The sequence below is a fragment of the Brevibacillus centrosporus genome (genome assembly GCF_003710815.1).
GTDB lineage: Bacteria > Bacillota > Bacilli > Brevibacillales > Brevibacillaceae > Brevibacillus > Brevibacillus centrosporus.
Genome location: NZ_RHHP01000015.1, coordinates 52,427 through 69,078, shown reverse-complemented (window position 1 = coordinate 69,078; position 16,652 = coordinate 52,427). Strand labels below are relative to the sequence as shown.

At 51.3% G+C, this 16,652-nt stretch carries 19 protein-coding genes and 2 pseudogenes; 4 read left to right on the top strand and 17 right to left on the bottom strand.

Annotated elements, in window-relative coordinates:
• Positions 1-200 precede the first annotated feature (200 nt).
• On the top strand, positions 201-641 hold the full coding sequence (locus EDM55_RS14375) for a hypothetical protein (RefSeq protein ID WP_122960592.1): 441 nt from the start codon (positions 201-203) through the stop codon (positions 639-641).
• 224 nt (positions 642-865) lie between these two features.
• Here EDM55_RS14375 and EDM55_RS30625 read toward each other — a convergent pair whose 3' ends face one another.
• From EDM55_RS30625 to EDM55_RS14320, 13 genes and pseudogenes are all read right to left on the bottom strand, one after another.
• The gene (locus EDM55_RS30625; protein WP_218033694.1) at positions 866-1,225 is read right to left on the bottom strand and encodes a leucine-rich repeat domain-containing protein; all 360 of its coding nucleotides are present in this window, start codon (positions 1,223-1,225) and stop codon (positions 866-868) included.
• A complete protein-coding gene (locus EDM55_RS30620; protein ID WP_218033693.1) occupies positions 1,219-1,419 on the bottom strand; it encodes a hypothetical protein in 201 nt (66 codons plus the stop codon). Before EDM55_RS30620 ends, EDM55_RS30625 begins: the two co-directional genes overlap by 7 nt.
• Positions 1,397-1,693 carry a leucine-rich repeat domain-containing protein gene (locus EDM55_RS30615; RefSeq protein ID WP_218033695.1) on the bottom strand — a complete coding sequence of 99 codons (297 nt, stop codon included), beginning with the start codon at positions 1,691-1,693 and terminating at the stop codon, positions 1,397-1,399. Before EDM55_RS30615 ends, EDM55_RS30620 begins: the two co-directional genes overlap by 23 nt.
• 5 nt (positions 1,694-1,698) lie before the next feature.
• On the bottom strand, positions 1,699-1,905 hold the full coding sequence (locus tag EDM55_RS30995; RefSeq protein WP_092268496.1) for an SMI1/KNR4 family protein: 207 nt from the start codon (positions 1,903-1,905) through the stop codon (positions 1,699-1,701).
• Positions 1,906-1,928: 23 nt separating this feature from the next.
• Positions 1,929-2,066 (bottom strand): annotated as a pseudogene (locus EDM55_RS31455) (hypothetical protein); the annotation flags it as partial.
• A 30-nt stretch (positions 2,067-2,096) separates the two neighbouring features.
• Positions 2,097-3,224, bottom strand: a complete 1,128-nt coding sequence (locus EDM55_RS14355; protein WP_092268495.1) for a DUF6138 family protein — start codon at positions 3,222-3,224, stop codon at positions 2,097-2,099.
• Positions 3,225-3,346: 122 nt separating this feature from the next.
• The gene (locus tag EDM55_RS14350) at positions 3,347-3,562 is read right to left on the bottom strand and encodes an alpha/beta-type small acid-soluble spore protein (RefSeq protein WP_092268494.1); all 216 of its coding nucleotides are present in this window, start codon (positions 3,560-3,562) and stop codon (positions 3,347-3,349) included.
• Positions 3,563-3,656: 94 nt separating this feature from the next.
• Positions 3,657-5,657: a glycosyltransferase gene (locus EDM55_RS14345; RefSeq protein ID WP_246070917.1), complete on the bottom strand. Its 2,001-nt coding sequence runs from the start codon at positions 5,655-5,657 to the stop codon at positions 3,657-3,659.
• A pseudogene (locus tag EDM55_RS14340) lies at positions 5,654-6,222 on the bottom strand (glycosyltransferase family 2 protein). The gene EDM55_RS14345 and the pseudogene EDM55_RS14340 overlap by 4 nt, the downstream one beginning before the upstream one ends.
• Entirely contained in the window at positions 6,192-7,763 is a 1,572-nt protein-coding gene (locus EDM55_RS14335) for a glycosyltransferase family 2 protein (protein ID WP_122960591.1), read from the bottom strand. Before EDM55_RS14335 ends, EDM55_RS14340 begins: the two are co-directional and overlap by 31 nt.
• A 3-nt stretch (positions 7,764-7,766) precedes the next feature.
• A complete protein-coding gene (locus tag EDM55_RS14330) occupies positions 7,767-7,964 on the bottom strand; it encodes a hypothetical protein (RefSeq protein ID WP_092268492.1) in 198 nt (65 codons plus the stop codon).
• Between the two features lie 13 nt (positions 7,965-7,977).
• Entirely contained in the window at positions 7,978-8,277 is a 300-nt protein-coding gene (locus EDM55_RS14325) for a DUF2642 domain-containing protein (protein WP_122960590.1), read from the bottom strand.
• Between the two features lie 340 nt (positions 8,278-8,617).
• Entirely contained in the window at positions 8,618-9,553 is a 936-nt protein-coding gene (locus EDM55_RS14320) for a hypothetical protein (protein WP_122960589.1), read from the bottom strand.
• Between the two features lie 156 nt (positions 9,554-9,709).
• Between EDM55_RS14320 and EDM55_RS14315 the strand changes: the two genes are divergently transcribed.
• Positions 9,710-9,970: a DUF2573 family protein gene (locus EDM55_RS14315; RefSeq protein WP_092268489.1), complete on the top strand. Its 261-nt coding sequence runs from the start codon at positions 9,710-9,712 to the stop codon at positions 9,968-9,970.
• A gap of 93 nt (positions 9,971-10,063) precedes the next feature.
• Here EDM55_RS14315 and EDM55_RS14310 read toward each other — a convergent pair whose 3' ends face one another.
• The 3 genes from EDM55_RS14310 to hppD all read right to left on the bottom strand — a co-directional run bounded on the left by EDM55_RS14310 (position 10,064) and on the right by hppD (position 13,859).
• On the bottom strand, positions 10,064-10,852 hold the full coding sequence (locus EDM55_RS14310; protein WP_246070916.1) for a LytR/AlgR family response regulator transcription factor: 789 nt from the start codon (positions 10,850-10,852) through the stop codon (positions 10,064-10,066).
• Positions 10,821-12,548: a sensor histidine kinase gene (locus EDM55_RS14305; RefSeq protein ID WP_122960587.1), complete on the bottom strand. Its 1,728-nt coding sequence runs from the start codon at positions 12,546-12,548 to the stop codon at positions 10,821-10,823. Before EDM55_RS14305 ends, EDM55_RS14310 begins: the two co-directional genes overlap by 32 nt.
• A gap of 219 nt (positions 12,549-12,767) precedes the next feature.
• On the bottom strand, positions 12,768-13,859 hold the full coding sequence (hppD, locus tag EDM55_RS14300) for a 4-hydroxyphenylpyruvate dioxygenase (protein ID WP_122960586.1): 1,092 nt from the start codon (positions 13,857-13,859) through the stop codon (positions 12,768-12,770).
• Positions 13,860-14,159: 300 nt separating this feature from the next.
• On the opposite strand from hppD, the gene yjcZ reads away from it, so the two are divergent.
• Positions 14,160-14,246, top strand: coding sequence for a sporulation protein YjcZ (gene yjcZ / locus EDM55_RS14295; RefSeq protein WP_092268485.1), 87 nt, complete (start codon positions 14,160-14,162; stop codon positions 14,244-14,246).
• Between the two features lie 204 nt (positions 14,247-14,450).
• Positions 14,451-15,140, top strand: a complete 690-nt coding sequence (locus tag EDM55_RS14290; protein ID WP_122960585.1) for a class I SAM-dependent methyltransferase — start codon at positions 14,451-14,453, stop codon at positions 15,138-15,140.
• A 63-nt stretch (positions 15,141-15,203) separates the two neighbouring features.
• Here the strand turns inward: EDM55_RS14290 and EDM55_RS14285 are convergent, their stop codons facing one another.
• A complete protein-coding gene (locus EDM55_RS14285; protein WP_122960584.1) occupies positions 15,204-16,634 on the bottom strand; it encodes a hypothetical protein in 1,431 nt (476 codons plus the stop codon).
• Positions 16,635-16,652: the final 18 nt, after the last annotated feature.

Here is a 16,652-nt window from a genome sequence, read left to right as displayed (position 1 = left end):
AGCCTCGCAAAAAGGAGCTGCTCTCAGCTCTTTGCTTGACTATTGGGCGAATTAACCAAGCACCATGAATCTGCCCGGGGAATATGAATGAATACGTTTGTTTGTACGTCTACGGGTGACACGTCGGAAATTGTGGGTAACAGTCTCGCCTCACACCGATCTAAAAGAGCACAAACCTTGTTAGGTGGGAGAAAGTAGGAATGGATTCATCCCCAAATTCATCCAATCAACCGCAAAAGAAACAGTCATCGAGCTCTTCTGCAAATCGCGCCGAAAAGAAGCAAGCCACCAATTCTTCATCGGGCAATGGAAAAAAGAAGAAGTCCGCCAATTCTTCGTCAAAGGATGCCCAAAAGAACCAGACCAATAATCAATCCACTCCTCTCCCTTGCTTCCCAGGCACTAGCTTGGAGCTTATCGTGGCTAGTCTCCTTTTAACCGGCAAGCTGCGAGTAGACTCTGTTCAATTGTTTAGACAAGCTACGATGATTGTCGGCTTAACAGGAAAGTACATTACGCTCGACGACTTGAACAACAATAGCAACAATAATGTAGATAGCATGGTGAATTTTTTGAACGAGAATGGGAATGTAACGGTAGATGAAATTTTCCAGGCGCTCAAAAAGAAAATGAATAGCTGATCAGGAACCTAAAAGGGGGAATGTATCATGAATTCTTTTAATGGAGAGGCTTTTTCGGAATCCATCCTACTTGTCATTCTTCTTGCGATGCTATTTTTCGGCTCCAGAGATATCGCCGGACTATCCGCTCAGCCTACGAAGTAAAAAAAGCAGTGGCAGTCTTCGGACCTTTTGTCCGAAGCTACCCCTGCTTTTTCATTTTTGTCCCTTCAAGAAAGCAAACGCTACGACTTGAGATATGCGTACCAGATCTCATCTTCCTCATCGGTCATACTGCCCGTAATGGTCGAAAAATCGATTTTCCGGTCAAAGCGGTCTTTCAACAAGGCAAATTGCGCGAAGGAGGCGGTGATTTTGCGCAGCGAAGCCGATTTCCCCAGCTCCTCCAGCTTGCCTAGGTTGGGGCAGCCACTCAGCTCCAGGGAATGCAGACTTTCCAGCATCGCCAAAGCAGAAGCATCTTGGATCGACGAATCCTTTAGCTTAACCCTTTGAAGGTTTGGGCAATTGCGCAAAAACTCCAGATTCGATAGCGATACCTCTTCCAGCTCCAGCGTTCGCAAGTTCACGAGCTGCCCTAGCACTTCCACCGCCTCTTCAGCTCCAGAAGCAGGCCGACTAGTGTCAGCTTCTCGAGTGAGGCTAGCTCGGCCAGACTGCAGAGCTGCTCCCTATCCAGCCCGCTGACCTCCAGCTCCTTCAAGCTCTTTGCCTGCTTTAGCGGTGTAAAGTCGTGTATGGCGGTTTCTGAAAGATCAAGGGACCTCAATTTGGGCATGAAAGCCAGCGGGGATATATCCGTAACCCAAAGGCCGCAGATCCGAAAGCGGATTTTTGGTCAAATTCAGTTGCTTTAGCTGGCGGCAATCGCGCAAGGCTTCAATCGATTCCAACTCGTTTGCCGACAGGATCAGCTCACGGACCTCCCTGCAATGCGCCAAAGGTGTGATATCCGTGATTCCCTCACCGATAAAACGGAGCTGCTTTTCTCGCAGAAATACATCGGGTGAGCCGCTGGCCGACAGGATCCGCTCCTGCCAGCTCTCCTCCAAGCCGTTCAACCACGCAGACGTATCTTGCAGCCCATGATCCATGCGAATCGGATGAAGCGCAGGCTGAGGGCAACGACATACTTGACCTCTTCGTCACGGCCAAAATTAATGACCTGCCCCATGCGTCCCTGCTCATCGGGATACAGATCGAGGCCGAGATGATTTCCTCCCCAATCTTTGCTGATCGGCAGCCAGTAGCGGTTTCGTTCCAAACCTGATACAGCTCTCTCAAATCCGCAGGCAGGGCAAACCCAAGCTCCGTCTCTGCTTCTTGAAGCTGCTGCTCAGTCGCTGGCGGGTGAAACGCTTCTTCCCCTTCACGAAATTCAGATCGCAGCAGCTCTATGATTTCGGTAACGAATGGCTTGATCATGTGCCTTCCTCCTTTGCCAGCTATCGATTACTAGGATTCGTTTGCTTGCTTTTTCTTCACTCCAGCCGCTTCCTCTACGAGATGCTTGAGCATGTCTGCCTTCTCACCTTTTGCTTTGGCTGCCGTCGACTTTAGCTTCGCCACCCCGCCCCAGCTTGGGTAGGCCAGTGCGTTGGCAAAAAAACGATGGGTTGCCGACTTCGCCAGACCTTTGATCGGCAGAAATTGCTTCTCCTTGGATGTCAGCTTGATCTGACAGCTTTTGGGAAAGCCTGCCCGGAGCAGCTGGCACAAAAAGCGGATCGCCTGTGCATAGCACTCTTCCCCTTCCTGCTTCACCGTTATCGTGACCGTTGCAAATACGTCGTTTGCCTTGCACTCGACAACCTCGTTTGCCATTTGCCTATCTTCACGAGCGATGCTTCCGCTGCCTTCCAGCAAAATCTGAGCAGCGAGCTCGCTACCCAGCTCTTTTGCCCTCTCCAAAAACTCACTACCAGTATCTCTTGCGTAGGAGGGCTCGTATTTGAGAATCGCCACCGCCGTATAAAGAAAAAGCTCCATTTCTCCCTGGTCGATGCTCCCCAGGTGCTGCTCAGCTTTTTTCGTGTAGACCTTTTGCCCCCATTGCAGCTCCTTTCTCTCAAAGTGCTGCAGGAGCCAGTCATGCTCAGCCCAATCCCGCAGAGCATGTACGATCGTATGGCGATGCTCTCTGAGCTGCGGCTGATTTCCTTTATTCAGATCCAGAATCTGCTCAAAAGTGGAAATGATTTTGCGGGTATCTAGCTTTGGAAACAGGTCTCGATCTAAAAGATGCCTTGCCAAGAAAAACGTCTCCAGTGGATCAGTGGCACTTGCTGGCTGAGCTTCGAGCCTCTCCAGATAGGCCTGTACACGTTTAAGCAGTAGCTCCTTTTTGGCTTGGTCGATCTGCTTTAAAATCAGCACGTTGATTTTCCCGTTTTCCGTTTGAAACTTTCCCCAAAACGAAAAGCTGTAGTCAATCAGCGCTGCCTGCGGGAGGTTGTCCAGCTTCTCTTGCATAAAGAAGGCAAGCTTTGGCACGACGATTCCTCTGATCGACTCTTCCGGAATGCTCCCCGTAGATGGATGGTTACTGCCGCGAGCATCCCGCTCAAAGTCGAGATCATCCAAATACGCGTCCCCTATCAAGCAAAATACTTGTAAATATATCCAAATACCTATTCGACCAGCTGCCCATACAAAAAAGGCCAGCCTCTTTGTAAGAGAGGGCTGGCCTTTTGTCTTGCATGTACCTAGATGCGGAAAGCACCGCCGCCAGAGAGTTGTTGTTCGGCAAAGCTTACCAGGCGCTTCGTAATTTCTCCACCAACTGAGCCATTCTGACGAGAAGAAGTGTCTGGGCCGAGAATGACCCCGAATTCTGCTGCGATTTCAAACTTCATTTGGTCAAGGGCTTGCGATGCTTGCGGGACCAGCTTTTGATTTGAATTGCCACTTCCACTTAACATGATGTATTTCCCTCCAATCGGTGTTGTGGGCTTATTATGCGCTAGTGGCGGTGGCAATATTTACGCCGAATACAGATCCCTTAACTTACCAATTTCAGAGCCAATCATTTACAAATGGAGCGCGCAGATTGTCGATCATTTGCTGCTGCTTGCTGGCAATACTGCTGCGAATCGTGTCCTTGTATGAAATCGCGTATTTGGCGCGAGACAGGATTCGTTGCGCCAGATCTTGTTCATCTGTAGTGACGGCAAGTTCCGCCACGTCCAAGGAATGGATAAAGTCCACGCATTTGAAACGATACGCCAAGCATACAAAGGGAATCCCGCAGGCTGCGCTGAGCACATTGGCGTGCAGCTTGAAGTTGATGGTCGCCTCCCATGCTTGGATACGTCGCATCATCTCTGTATGATCGTGAACGACCAGATCAAGCGTCGTCCGTTCAGGACACGCGATCTTTTGGTAGAGCCGCTTGTTCGCGTTCCCATCTGGCCCCCACATGGTGTACAGATACAAATCGTACCCTTCCTCGATTAATTTGCGGCCTGCGTACGCCAGGGCATCCTCTACCTCAGCTTCGTTTTTTCCGTAGATCCGATTGTAGGAGGTTCCCCAGTTGATGCCGATGACTGGTCGATTTTGCTTTGAGTCTACCTGCTCGGGGCTTGGTGTACTTGGCGGCATTAGCAGCATCCCAGGATCACCACCAATATGGAGGTGCCCACCAACACCGGATGCCTGCAAATATTGGTAGGTCAGCGGTCCTCGTACGCCAAAGAAAGAAGCGTGCTGCCCGATTTCCCGCAGCATCTCGCGCATGCGATCACTTTCCCCCATCTGCGCATGGTCCAATCTCCCTGCAGCATCCAAGCGAACAGGCTCTTGCGTATCATAGCCACTGCCCCAGATCAGCAGCTGTTTCTTTTGCTGCACAGCCCGGTACGCCACATCGACATACCCGGGCACAAGCAGCGATCCGCCACCGATGACGACGGTATCATACGGACTCAGATCCTGAAGATCAACACCGGGCAAAGAAGGGATGATCTGCACCTTTTGTGGATCGAGCAGCTCATGTGCCAGCTGCTCAAACGCTTTCCACATGAGCTCGTCTCCTAGGTTGTTAAAACCAATCCACCCAACGTACAACACTTTTCTCATCGAACCGCTCACCCTCTCTCGCCTTTTCTGACTCGTTCGCTTGGGTGTAACGAGTCCCACATAGCCGTGATTGCCTATGGCGAGCACTGGCTTGCCGCAGGCCATCGCCTCCAGCGCCACTCGTCCCGTGCCAATCACCAGATCGCTGCTCTCGTAATAAGGCAAAACGTCCGTTTGTTCCCCTACGAGATGGATGTAGACCTCGCCACGCAGTTTATTCAAATTTCTCGCCAGCTCATTCACGTGATGGACTTGTGCTCCTGTCCCTACAACCACGATGTGAACCTTGTTCCATTCGGCTGGCCACGTTTTGGTCGAACGCAGTACCATGTTGCACACCGAAGCTTTTTGCCAGGCCAATCTGCTCACATAGGTCACGACGGTCGCATCTTCCGGGACATTTGACAAAAAGGTTCCGCGAGCACGATCACTTGCCTCTGGGTGAAACCTTTCCAGATCGACACCGTTGGAAATGACCGTCGATGTAATTCCTTTGGCAAGCCAATAGCGTTGGACCGGTTTGCTTACACTGATTATGGCGTCACATAGTTGAGCAAGCTCGATGGCTTCCTCGTGCGGATAATACGTCCCGTGCATCGTGAAGACGACGGGAATTCCCAGTTCATTGGCTGCATTTGCGGCGAGGATTCCCGAGGGGGCCTGATGCACGTGTACGATAGAGATTTGCTCCTGCTCCATGACCTTCTGGTAGGCTTGCTTCAGCACTTTTTTCCTCTCCGTCAGCGGCTGTAGGTCCGACGCCACCAGATGAACTTGGTAACCCGCACGGATAAACTCCTGATGGAACGGACCGTCTGCTCCCGCATAATGCAAGCGTACTCCCTTTTCTACAAACGGTTTGCCGAGACTTTGGGCGTACGTTTCCGTTCCACCTGTTCCCATACTGTCCAGAACCATCAATACACGGCTGCTCATCCTTTGCTCTCCTTTCTCCGATAGTACTTGGTCGAACGTTGATGGGCATGAAGCCGATAGTAATAGAGCGCCTCCGGAAGATTCTCGATATTCGCTCGGGCATTCAAGCTTTTGGCGATAAATTCGTAATCCTCTGCCCCATTGATCCGTCGCGTAGGTCCGCCGATTTGATCAAACAATCGCCCGCGAAACAGAATCGTTCCATGGCAAACGCAATGCCCTCCCGCTCCAAGCGCAAAGGGTGGGAGTAATCATCCGAATCCTGAACCGCGATGTATTCTCCTTTTGCCAAATAGAACCCCATGTTGATTGCACCTGCAAAACCGATGTTGCGCGGCAGTTGTTGAATCACGACCTGATGATCCCGGAGTGACGCTTCATTCCGCTGCAGCCACTCGTAAACGATGGCGACAGAATCATCTGTGGAAGCATCGTCGATAAAGATCATTTCCCACTTTTGATAGGTCTGCGAAAGAATGCTGTTCAGGCACTCTAGCACGTAGTCGCCACGGTTATAATTCGTGATGACTACGCTCACCAGCCCGCTTTCACGCTCTGTTTCCATATTTTCGCACCACTTTCTGCTAATAGTTGAAAAGCCTCGATATGATCACCCAAAATCTGTTGAAATGCCAATGACCTCCGGGAAGTGGCGAGGTTTTTGTCCGGGCGAATCCGATTGCGGGCAAAGCTGTCTACTTCGTGCACCAGCCTTATGTCCAAACCGGCTAAGGCTGCCGCTGCCTGCGCTTTAGGTGGACAGACCATCAACTGCCAACCGATCGGAGCAAAAGACTCGCGGCGCAAGGCAAACGGTACGACCAGCATGGAGCCTTGCCCCAGCCCTTTGCGATTGATCGCTGCATTCAACGCTTGCCTGGCTGCCAGCACTCCATCCCGCGAAGAGACACCTGAAAGGAACCGCCGTTGATCATTGAGGGCTACCTCGACACGATGCTGGCAAGCACGTACAAACGGATACAGATCCATGGCCGGGATGACGAAATCTGCATCCACGAACAACAAAATGTCTCCTCGGGCGAGACTGGCTCCCACTGCTCGACCCGTATCTACTCCCAAAGGCTCTGCTATTTCTACGGTCGTGACACCATGCTCCTGTGCGATTCTTGCCGTCTGATCACTGGATCCATTTACGACCACAATGATTTCAGCCGGAGCAAGCTGCAGCACTTCCCGCAGGACATTCCCGATCGTCCGCTCTTCGTTGCACGCGGGGATAATGACGGAAAGCCGGTCTTCCCCGTAGCGCTTCGTCGATCGCAAGGGCCATTTTCCCCATTGCCTTACTTGGTGAAGCGGTGTCTGGCCCCTCTGCTGTGCGTACTGCTCAGCTACTTCTCTTTTTCTTTGACCATCCTCGAGCCCCCCTCGGAAGGGCAGACAGGAAAACGCAGCTACCTGTTCCTCGATGACAGCCTGCTCCCAGACGGATAGCTCTGACAGGCATGCCCCCAGCAGCTCTGGCTGGAAGGGCACCCACTCCTGTAAAGATTCCAAAGGCATTGTTCGTATGAGAATCCCGCTCGGAAACAGCTTGCGAAAGGACTGTGCTGGATGGGCAAGCTCTTCTGCTGGAATCTTGCTCAAGACTTTTTTGGCAAAGGCATGCGGCGTATTTACCAGGCTCGCTTCCCGCCATTCCGGATGACCGTACGCTTCATTGAGCAGCTGACTGATACCTCGGACGGGCTCTGCCCGTTGCCTGCCACGCTCTCTGACGACTTCCTCGGAAAGCATCAAGTCGACTTGCTGATAGTGAAGGGGAAAGAGAAATCGCTGCAAGCTGGATACGGGGTAAAATCGGTCTTCACCAAGAAACAGCAGGATGTCCCCCCTCGCCTGGGCAGCTCCGATGGCTCTTGCCGAAAAAGGACTCTCTAACTGATCGGCTCCGTGCACGCTACAACATGCCGCAATAGAGTCGGGAAACTCGCCAAGCAAATGCGCAGCCGAGACCAGAATGATTTCCAGAGGGGCCAGTTTCAGACTGGCCTCCATCTGTCGCTGCACATGCTGGATCGAATAAGTAGCGGTAAGGATGACAGACAGTATTTTCTCTTCGCCTGTCAGCCTGCGCGTCCCCATTACTTAAACCAGCCTCACATACGTGATACGATCCAGTTGAAAGACCACGTTCTGTGCGTTTCCGTACCCGGATGCACCGGAAGTCAATACGGTCGCGGTGCTGTCAGTCACTCGAATCAATACCCCAGTGGTCACTTGTATGCCTGTAATAACTTCTACCGTTTCGCCCAAGAGCGATTGCAATTTATCTTGAAAATCCATTTGAATTCCTCCTTTACACCGATTGCACAAAATTGATCTGCGTAAACGATAGGATGACAACCGAGCCGCCAGCCTCCAAAAGCTGAACGTAATCGGCACCAACCGCTTGAAGAACGCCTGCGATGCTGCCTGCTTCCGTTCCGATTTCAACGTCCTGATTCAAGTAACGGAGCAAAACCTGACGAATTTCCGGTTCCACCGGACAAGACCGTCGATGTTCCTCCGCTGGTTTCGGTCCTTCATTGTTCCACACGAGCTTTTTTAAGCCCTCAAAAAATGCTTTCAGCTCTTTCTCATTGACGCTGAGCCACATGCTTGTCACTCTCCTTCTCTAAGTCCTATCCTCGTGGATGATCCCACTCGTACAAGGTATACAAGCATCGCCAAAATGGTTATGGGTCACTAGCGTATTTTCAAGAGATTCGTTCATTTCTTGCAGCCCTTCTGTCCCGAAAATGAAAAAAAACCCGGCCATTGCCGAGCTATAAGACGTCCAATTTTCTGTTTTTGATCTGGGGCATGCTATGATCCGTTCGAACTGCTGTGGAAAAACAAGAGTCAATCGCACAGAACGTGGATGAAAGAAATGTAAAGCTCACATGATAGCTTTTACATATTCTTCATAGAAAAGGTCAATCAGAACGGCTCTCGCCTCATGATTCTCCTCCTGCTCCGTCCTTCATCAACGCCTGTCCTGCTTCCGTCAAACGATATTGCCCGCGTCCAACCGGATTCTTTTCGACCCACCCCTTTTTGATCAACGCTTTGAGAGGCGAATTGACGTACAGGGAGTCAAAGCGGCGTGCCTTCTCCACATTCCCACCTGGCAGCATCCCTGCTATCACAGTTGGTGTTCTCCATTCCTTTGCCGATAACGCCAGCAGAACATTTACCTGCTTTTCGGGCAGCATTCGCAAAGCTTTCTTCTTCGCCATTTCAGAGCCTTCCAGGAGGCGGGCTCGAAAATAGAGCTTGCCGCCCTCTTTTTTCCGCTCGCACCATGCCGCCTCGAATTGCCAAAGTGCTTTTGCCAAGGATGCCCGCGGACTGGCGTAGTGAGTCTCACAATGATCGAGTATGTCTTTGAGTGTTCTCCACTCGTTTTCTTTGGTCAAGTAATGCCGAACCTGCTTCATCGTTATCCGATAGGGAGTGATGTACCCGCCTCCGCTTTGCCCTCCCTTTACTTCTGCCGTTCGATGATGCTCTGTCAATGCCTCTTTGAGGTCAGGCAGCGTCCGGCGCGCAAGCTTTGGCATATGAGCGGGCCAGACACTCCCGAACTTGCTGATCGTGAGCACCCCAATCCCGTAATCTCGCAAAACCATCGATACAAATTTCTTAAATGACTTTGGCTGATAGGGAATGGCAATCCAGATATAATGGGCAAAGCCGCGCCACCGCAGCGCCTGCTCGATCAAATCCAAGCTGAGAGACTGCTTCATTTCCACGACGCCTACCAGCTGCCCGCTCGTCACGACGATATCCGCTCGCCCACCGAGATGCTTGCATTCGACCTCCGGGTACGACGTGAAACCTCTCTCTCCCATCCAGGCCTTGATCGGCTCGTACATGTCCTCTTCTCTCATAGGCTCTCCTTTGTCGTTACCGTTCTTTTTTATTCACTTTATCATGCTCTGGCTCCTTGCCCAAGCGTTTCCAACTCCGCCTTTCCCTTGGGAGCTGTTTTTCGTACAATGAATGAAGTGGTCATCCATAACGTTTTGGAAAGGGAGGGAATAGCAGTGTCAGAGAAAAAAGAACCATTGGTCCCTGAACTCGAGGATCTTTTGTATAAATTTACGGAGCTGCTGACAGGAGAAGCGACACCTGAGCGTGTGGAAATGGTAAAGATATGGTGCCTGTACACGCACATGAGCAAGGCGATGCCTCCCCTCATTCAGCACTGGGCGAGCGAGCCCGATCATTTCGAGGCACGCAACCAGATCCGCGAGATCATCGAGCAAATCAAACAGTGGAATCAGACGAAAAATCAAAAGCATTGATAGACGAAAAAAGGACTGCAGCATGTAGCAGTCCTTTTTCCTTGATCAAGAGCTGACGGCTAGCAAGGGAACCCGTCCTACTTGTCGCCTGCTTTAAAAACCGAGCCGCTTTTTCAGCTCTTTTACCACGTTTCGGCTGACCGGAATCTCCGTGCGTCGACAGTCCTGCATGATTAAATGGATGGACCCTTTGAACCAGGGCACGAGCTCAGCCGTCTTGGAAAGATTGACGATATACGCCCGATGCGTGCGAAAAAACTGCTTGGGTGACAATCGGCTTTCCAGCTCCTGCAAGGAAAAAGACGTCGCGTACTGCTCGTTCCCCGTATAAATACTGGCATAGCGTCCTTCCAAGGTCGCGTACACGATGTCGTTCGGATCGATCAGCATGATTTTCCCCTGCTTCTCTACCGGTACGCGCCGGGGCTGCTGGTCAGCCAGCACATTTTGTAGAATCGTTTGCAGCTGTTCCTCCAGTTGGGGAGCAGTCGCCACAGGAGCCTCATTCGCACGAAGCATCTTTCGCACTCGATTCATCGTCTTCTCCAGCCGAAGCTCGCTAAAGGGCTTCACGATGTAGTCGATCGCATCGGTTTCAAATGCGCGTACGGCATGGATCTCATAGGCACTGGCAAAGATGATGACCGGCGGATTGACCATCGATTCCAAGAGCTCCTGTCCTACGTCCACGCCATCCCGATCCTGCAGATGAATATCTAAAAAAACAGCATCGGGCTCCATCTGCAGGACAGAATCGATCGCCTCTTCCCCACTGCTCGCTTCTCCGATGACAGAAACCTCAGGAAATTGCTCCAGCAGGTATCGAAGCTCTAAGCGAGCAGGTGCTTCATCATCCACGATGAACACTTTTAGCACTGGCATTCACCCCTACTGGTAAAGTAATCACGCAAACTGTTCCTTCGCCGGGTGCACTCTCGATGACGATTCCATAAGGCTGTCCGTAAATAGACTGCAGTCTGCCCTTGACATTGGACAACCCGATCCCGGACAGTCGACGTTTTCCATCCTTTTGCATGTGCGGCTGGACAAAAGGGTCTGCCCCTATACCTACACCGTCGTCTGCAACTGTCAGCTCCAGCGTATGGCTGTCGGTCCGGCGCGCTTTGATCTTGACCGTTCCCCCATCTCGCTTAGGCAACAAGCCGTGCTTGACAGCGTTTTCAACCAAAGGCTGCAGGATGAGTCCCGGGACAATAAAGCCTTCTACCCCCGCCTCGATGTCATACTCGACGCGCAGCTTCTCCCCAAACCTGGCCCGTTCAATGGCTAAATACGCTTCGATGTGCTCGAATTCCTCCGCCAAGCTGACAAATCCTCCGGAGTCATGCAGGTTTCTGCGAAAGTACTCTCCCAGATGGATCAACAGCTCGCGCGCCTGCTCCGGGCGGAAGCGAATGAAGGAAACGATGGTATTTAAGGCATTGAACAAAAAATGCGGATTGATCTGCGCATGCAGCGCTTTGATTTCGGCGTCAGCGAGCAAGCGGGACTGCTTTTCCAGCTCAGCCAGCTCCAGCTGTGTAGAAATCAGGTTGCCCAAGCCTCGCACAAGCTCCAAATCGACCGCAGATAGCTTGCGGGAGCGGTCCTGGTACAGCTTGAGGACCCCTGCCACCTCTCTTCGGCGCATCAACGGTACGAGAATGGCGTACCGCAGTGGACAATTGGCTTCCTTACAGCCGATTTCCTGTTTGCTATGGGCAATCATGACTTCCTTTGTATCCAGCACCTCTTGGGTTGCCTTTGTGGAAATGCCCTCCCCCACCACGTGGTGAGAAGAGCCAGCGCCGACATGGGCGAGCACAGTCTCCCGGTCTGTAATCGCCACCGCAGCTACCCGTGTCGTACGCAAAATCTCTTCGGCTACCTTTCTCGCCGACTCAAATGTCAGTCCTTCCCGCAAGTACGAAAGCGTCTTGTCTGCTACCTGCATCGTCCGCTGCGCCTGCAGGGCGCCGATGCGATCTTCTTCTTTTTTTACCAGATCAATAATGATTACGAGAATGGCGATCCCCAGTGAGTTGACGACTGACATCGGTATGCTGATAATCTGGATCAAGGATAAGGCAGCCTCATAGGGACGAGCCACTAACAGGATGATCCCCATCTGCATCCACTCCGCAAGAAACCCCACGATCAAGGCCGTTGTCCAGCCGATCTCCTGCTGACGATTGCGGCGGAATTGATAGATCAAGCCCGCGATCAAGCCTTCACTGATTGTAGAAATGGCACAAGCCAAGTCCGTGAAGCCCCCAAGAGAGTAACGATGCATGCCAGCAATCAGGCCAGTCATAAGCCCTACCCATGGCCCAGCCAGCAGACCCGCCACAACCGTACCGATGACGCGGGAATTGGCGATCGCATCCTGATACCAAATGCCGTTATAGGTTCCGAGTATGGAAATGGCGGAGAAGATCATCACCATGACGGCCTTTTCTTTCCAGGTCGCCTGCTGATTCAAAATACTTCGAAAAGCACGGACGCGAGTAAACAGCAAAGCAGCAACGATGAGAACGGCCGTCCGCTCAGCTAATGGCATCATCAAGGCCAGGTTCATATGATCAGCTCCTATCCAACTGTGCGCTAGCCAAAAAGGATATACTCATTATCCATAGCACACGGCTGTACGGTCAAGACAATTGTCTGACAAGGCTGAAAACTGCCCGGCGAGTCTGCAAACCGGCCTTCCCTGATGCTTACCATGAAAAACGGAAAACAGGGCACCCCTGCCTTTCGCTCTGACCAGAGGATGCCCCAATGTCCCGTAACTTTTTTCTTACAGGTTGCCCCGGAGCTCTTGCTCGCGCTCCAGTGCTTCGAACAGCGCTTTGAAGTTGCCGTTCCCAAACCCGCGTGCCCCTTTTCGCTGAATGATTTCGATAAACAGCGTCGGACGGTCAACGATGGGCTTGCTGAACAGCTGCAGCAGGTACCCTTCGTCATCCCGATCCACCAAAACCCCCAGCTTTCGCAGCGACTCCAGATCCTCGTCGATTTCTCCCACGCGCTCCTTCAGATCCTCGTAGTACGTATCAGGGACGGAAAGGAAATCGACGCCATTGGCCTGCAGCTTGCTAACCGTGCTGATAATGTCATTCGTCAAGATTGCGATGTGTTGAACACCAGGTCCTTTGTAAAATTCGAGGAACTCTTGAATCTGCGATTTGCGACGGCCTTCGGCTGGCTCGTTGATCGGGAATTTAATCCGTCCGGTACCGCTCTGCATCACTTTGGACATCAACGCAGAATACTCGGTGGATATGTCGTCTTCACTGAAATTTTGTACAGCCGTGAAGCCCATGACTTTCTGATAATAGGAAACCCATTCGTCCATGACTTCTACATTTCCGACGACGTGGTCGATGCCAATTAGTCCTGAGCCTTCTCCTTTTACTGGCGCTTGGAACGCTTTGTAGCCTGGCAAAAATGGGCCCTTGTAATTTTTCCGCTCGATGAAGGTATGAATATTTTCGCCATACGTCCCGATGATCGCTTTCTTCACCGTTCCATGTTCGTCCGTATATTCGGTAGGCTCCATGATCGCGATCGCTCCACGGGAAACCGCCTCACGATACGCCTGCTCACAGTCTTCTACCCGAAGGGCGACGTCCTTGACTCCATCGCCGTGCTTTTTCACAAATTCGGCGATAGGGTGATCGGGTGTGAGCGCCCCTGAAATGACAAAGGTCATGTGGTTTTGCTTGAGTACATAAGAAACCTTTTCCCTAGAGCCTGTCTCCAGCCCTGCGTACGCCACCGTTTCAAAGCCAAACGATTTCGTGAAATAATGCATCGCCTGTTTTGCATTTCCTACATAAAACTCCAGATAGTCCCAGTCCTGAATAGGAAAAAAATCGGTGTTCGCCATCGCTACCCCTCCACTATTTTCATTCATTCGTTATGGTTATTTGATAATTGGGATTATTTAGTCGTTATCTCGAGCGTACACGGGAAGCGCTTGCTTATGCAAGAACGCGAAATAACGCGAAAACGCTCAACCGCTTTTATTGATTAAAGTACGCGATTAGTCGTTTTCTTGATACACCTGGAAGCCAAAAACGTATCACACCCAAATTATCATCTCCCCGCTTAAAGCCCTTACATTGTTCCTAGATTTGCATACCTTGATCTTGGGGTTTTTCCTCAATCTCAATTAGGGGTGATATCAATGAGTTTCTTCGACGACAATTTTGCATTGGTATTGGTTCTTTTCGTATTATTAACAATTGTTGCTTGTAGCTGCGACGGCTGCTAATTTCATTCCAAAGCTTATCCTTCTTCTATTGAATCACCCTGTGAAACTGCATGATTCAAAGCGAGGCTGCCAGAGATTTCTGGCAGCCTTTGCTGGTTTTCGCCGATTTCTTCGGTCGTAAAAAAGATACGCAGCCACCCGTTTGCTTGATACAATATGGGCAAAAGTAGATAAAGTAGCAAGCAGAAAGGGGCAAATAAATTTATGAGCGAATGGAGCACCCTTGCAGCCGAAAAGTGGGACCAATTTGCTGCAGACTGGCATGCAAACAGCGACAACATGTGGGAAAACGGCAGTCGCCGTACGATCCTGCCTTTCTTGCAAAAATACGTATCGATCAGCGATGGTCCTATCCTCGATGCAGGCTGTGCAGACGGCTATGCGAGCTGCAAGCTGGCATCGATTGGTTACGCAGTGGAGGGTATCGACATTGCCGGGGAAATGATTCGTCTCGCCAATGACCGGGCAAAAAGAGCAGGATTGTCGCTCCCTTTTCAAACAGGTGATATCAGCCAGCTCCCTTTTGCAGACAATACCTTCGCTGGCGCCTTGTCTATCAACGTCGTGGAATTTACCCCTTCCCCTTTGAAAGCACTCCTCGAGCTGCGACGTGTTTTAAAGCCTGGCGGCACCCTCGTGCTCGGGATCTTAGGTCCAACAGCTGGCCCTCGCGCCCATAGCTATCGCCGGTTGTATGAAGAAGCCACTATTCAAAATACGATGATGCCATGGGAGGCCAAAAAGCTGGCTTCAGAGAATGGTTTTGTCCGAAAAGACGAAGAGCCTGTCTATAAAGAAGGAATTACGCCTGATATTGCGGGACGCTTAAGCGTTGAGCTGCGTGAAGCCGTCAGTTTTCTGACACTGTTTGCTCTCGAAAAGACTCTCGACTAAATCATTTTTCCATGAATAAAGGCAGCCTTCCCGTCTAACGCTGACGATAAGGCTGCCTTTCTATCACTTCGTGGAGACATAGGCCACATTATTTTGCTTCATCCAAGCCAGTTTGCTTTCGATCAGCTTCGCAAGCGTCGCATCCTCCATGCCATGCAGCTGGCTGTAAAGCTGCTGCGTTTCCAAAAGGTCGTTGTACGTCAGATACGGGTAGTCGACGCGACCAAAGGAACCGTTCGGATAATAAGCGTAATGGAGATCGCCATTTTGGACAATCCATTTGGACCCGAGATTGACCACGCCGCCAAGCATGATATCGGCCAGATCTTTGTCCGTAGGATTGCCAAATTGCAAATAGCTTCTGTACAAGAAGTTAATCTCCGCCAGCTGATGGTTGAGTGAAACGTGCGTATCAGACGGTTTCCCTACTAACGCGTAGTCGGCTACCAGCCAGCCTGGGCGAACGCCTTCGATTACATAATGATTCCCTACCGCATGCTGTTGGAAAAAGAGCGCGTATCTTTGTGTAGATTCACAAAATTCTGCTTCTTGATATTGGGTGCATCCCTGGAGCATTAAACTAGCCGCTCCCGTATTAAAGCGAGTATCGTAGAAGCCTTCCGTTATGCCGTAATCTTCCCGCAGCCACTCCGAGCGAGGAAGGGACTTCCAGTAGCCTAGCTGATCCTGCTGTTTGAGGCTCGCTTTTAGCATCACGTATCCCATCTCTCGCGCTGCCTTGCTTCCGCCTGTGTACATGAAGGAGTGCAGCACATAGTTTTCAGGTATACGCCAGTAGGAAGTATCCGTATACGGCACATAAGTCGAAGGACTCTTGTAATAGTATCCGTCATACAGCCATTTGGCATTATCTGTCACATCCAGGTTGAGCCAGATGCTGTCCAGCTTTTCTTGGCCCCATACGACGAGCGGCTCGGGAGATTCCAATGCCCACATTTCGCTCACGTGACCGGCTCGTATCGGCAAGCTGGCCTCTAGTACATAGCCCCCTGCGGATTTCCGTACGGTAATGGGAAGTGCCATATCCTTTTTTTCGTTGATCGTCCCGTTGCCCATGGGCGCATACACGATCGGCGCTCCCACCCAGATCGACTTGCCCTCTGTTTCGATGAAACCTGTGGCGAGCGGGAGTGTATGAAGATCACGCAATGGCGCGATAGCCCAGTAAGGCTGCATGTTCTCCGCGATCGCACGGTAACGAAACGTCGCCTGATCACCGCGAACCGGGATCTTCACGACATACGGCTGCTGATTTTGCTGAGCGGTCAGCTGGTGAATCCAGTACAGGCCGCCATCGCCAAATTTGATTTCCTGCTTTTTATGTGTTCCACCTTTGATCGCTTCGCTCGTTTCCTTTTCTACCGGCTTTGTCCAAGGGCGAGGTCCATCGTCGGCACTGGTCTCGTCTGGAGCGAACATGAATGACGTTAGGAGCGTAGCTATTACGAGAAGCATACTTACGCGCTTGATCATGATATCCCCCTATCCATC

Bases quoted from the DNA above. Each gene is read 5' to 3' on its own strand.
- EDM55_RS14375 (WP_122960592.1), top strand. From the start codon at position 201: ATGGATTCATCCCCAAATTCATCCAATCAACCGCAAAAGAAACAGTCA.
- EDM55_RS30620 (WP_218033693.1), bottom strand. From the start codon at position 1,419: ATGCCCAAATTGAGGTCCCTTGATCTTTCAGAAACCGCCATACACGAC.
- EDM55_RS14350 (WP_092268494.1), bottom strand. From the start codon at position 3,562: ATGTTAAGTGGAAGTGGCAATTCAAATCAAAAGCTGGTCCCGCAAGCA.
- EDM55_RS14345 (WP_246070917.1), bottom strand. From the start codon at position 5,657: ATGAGCAGCCGTGTATTGATGGTTCTGGACAGTATGGGAACAGGTGGA.
- EDM55_RS14335 (WP_122960591.1), bottom strand. From the start codon at position 7,763: ATGGGGACGCGCAGGCTGACAGGCGAAGAGAAAATACTGTCTGTCATC.
- EDM55_RS14330 (WP_092268492.1), bottom strand. From the start codon at position 7,964: ATGGATTTTCAAGATAAATTGCAATCGCTCTTGGGCGAAACGGTAGAA.
- EDM55_RS14325 (WP_122960590.1), bottom strand. From the start codon at position 8,277: ATGTGGCTCAGCGTCAATGAGAAAGAGCTGAAAGCATTTTTTGAGGGC.
- EDM55_RS14320 (WP_122960589.1), bottom strand. From the start codon at position 9,553: ATGAGAGAAGAGGACATGTACGAGCCGATCAAGGCCTGGATGGGAGAG.
- EDM55_RS14310 (WP_246070916.1), bottom strand. From the start codon at position 10,852: ATGCCAGTGCTAAAAGTGTTCATCGTGGATGATGAAGCACCTGCTCGC.
- EDM55_RS14305 (WP_122960587.1), bottom strand. From the start codon at position 12,548: ATGAACCTGGCCTTGATGATGCCATTAGCTGAGCGGACGGCCGTTCTC.
- hppD (WP_122960586.1), bottom strand. From the start codon at position 13,859: ATGGCGAACACCGATTTTTTTCCTATTCAGGACTGGGACTATCTGGAG.
- yjcZ (WP_092268485.1), top strand. From the start codon at position 14,160: ATGAGTTTCTTCGACGACAATTTTGCATTGGTATTGGTTCTTTTCGTA.
- EDM55_RS14290 (WP_122960585.1), top strand. From the start codon at position 14,451: ATGAGCGAATGGAGCACCCTTGCAGCCGAAAAGTGGGACCAATTTGCT.
- EDM55_RS14285 (WP_122960584.1), bottom strand. From the start codon at position 16,634: ATGATCAAGCGCGTAAGTATGCTTCTCGTAATAGCTACGCTCCTAACG.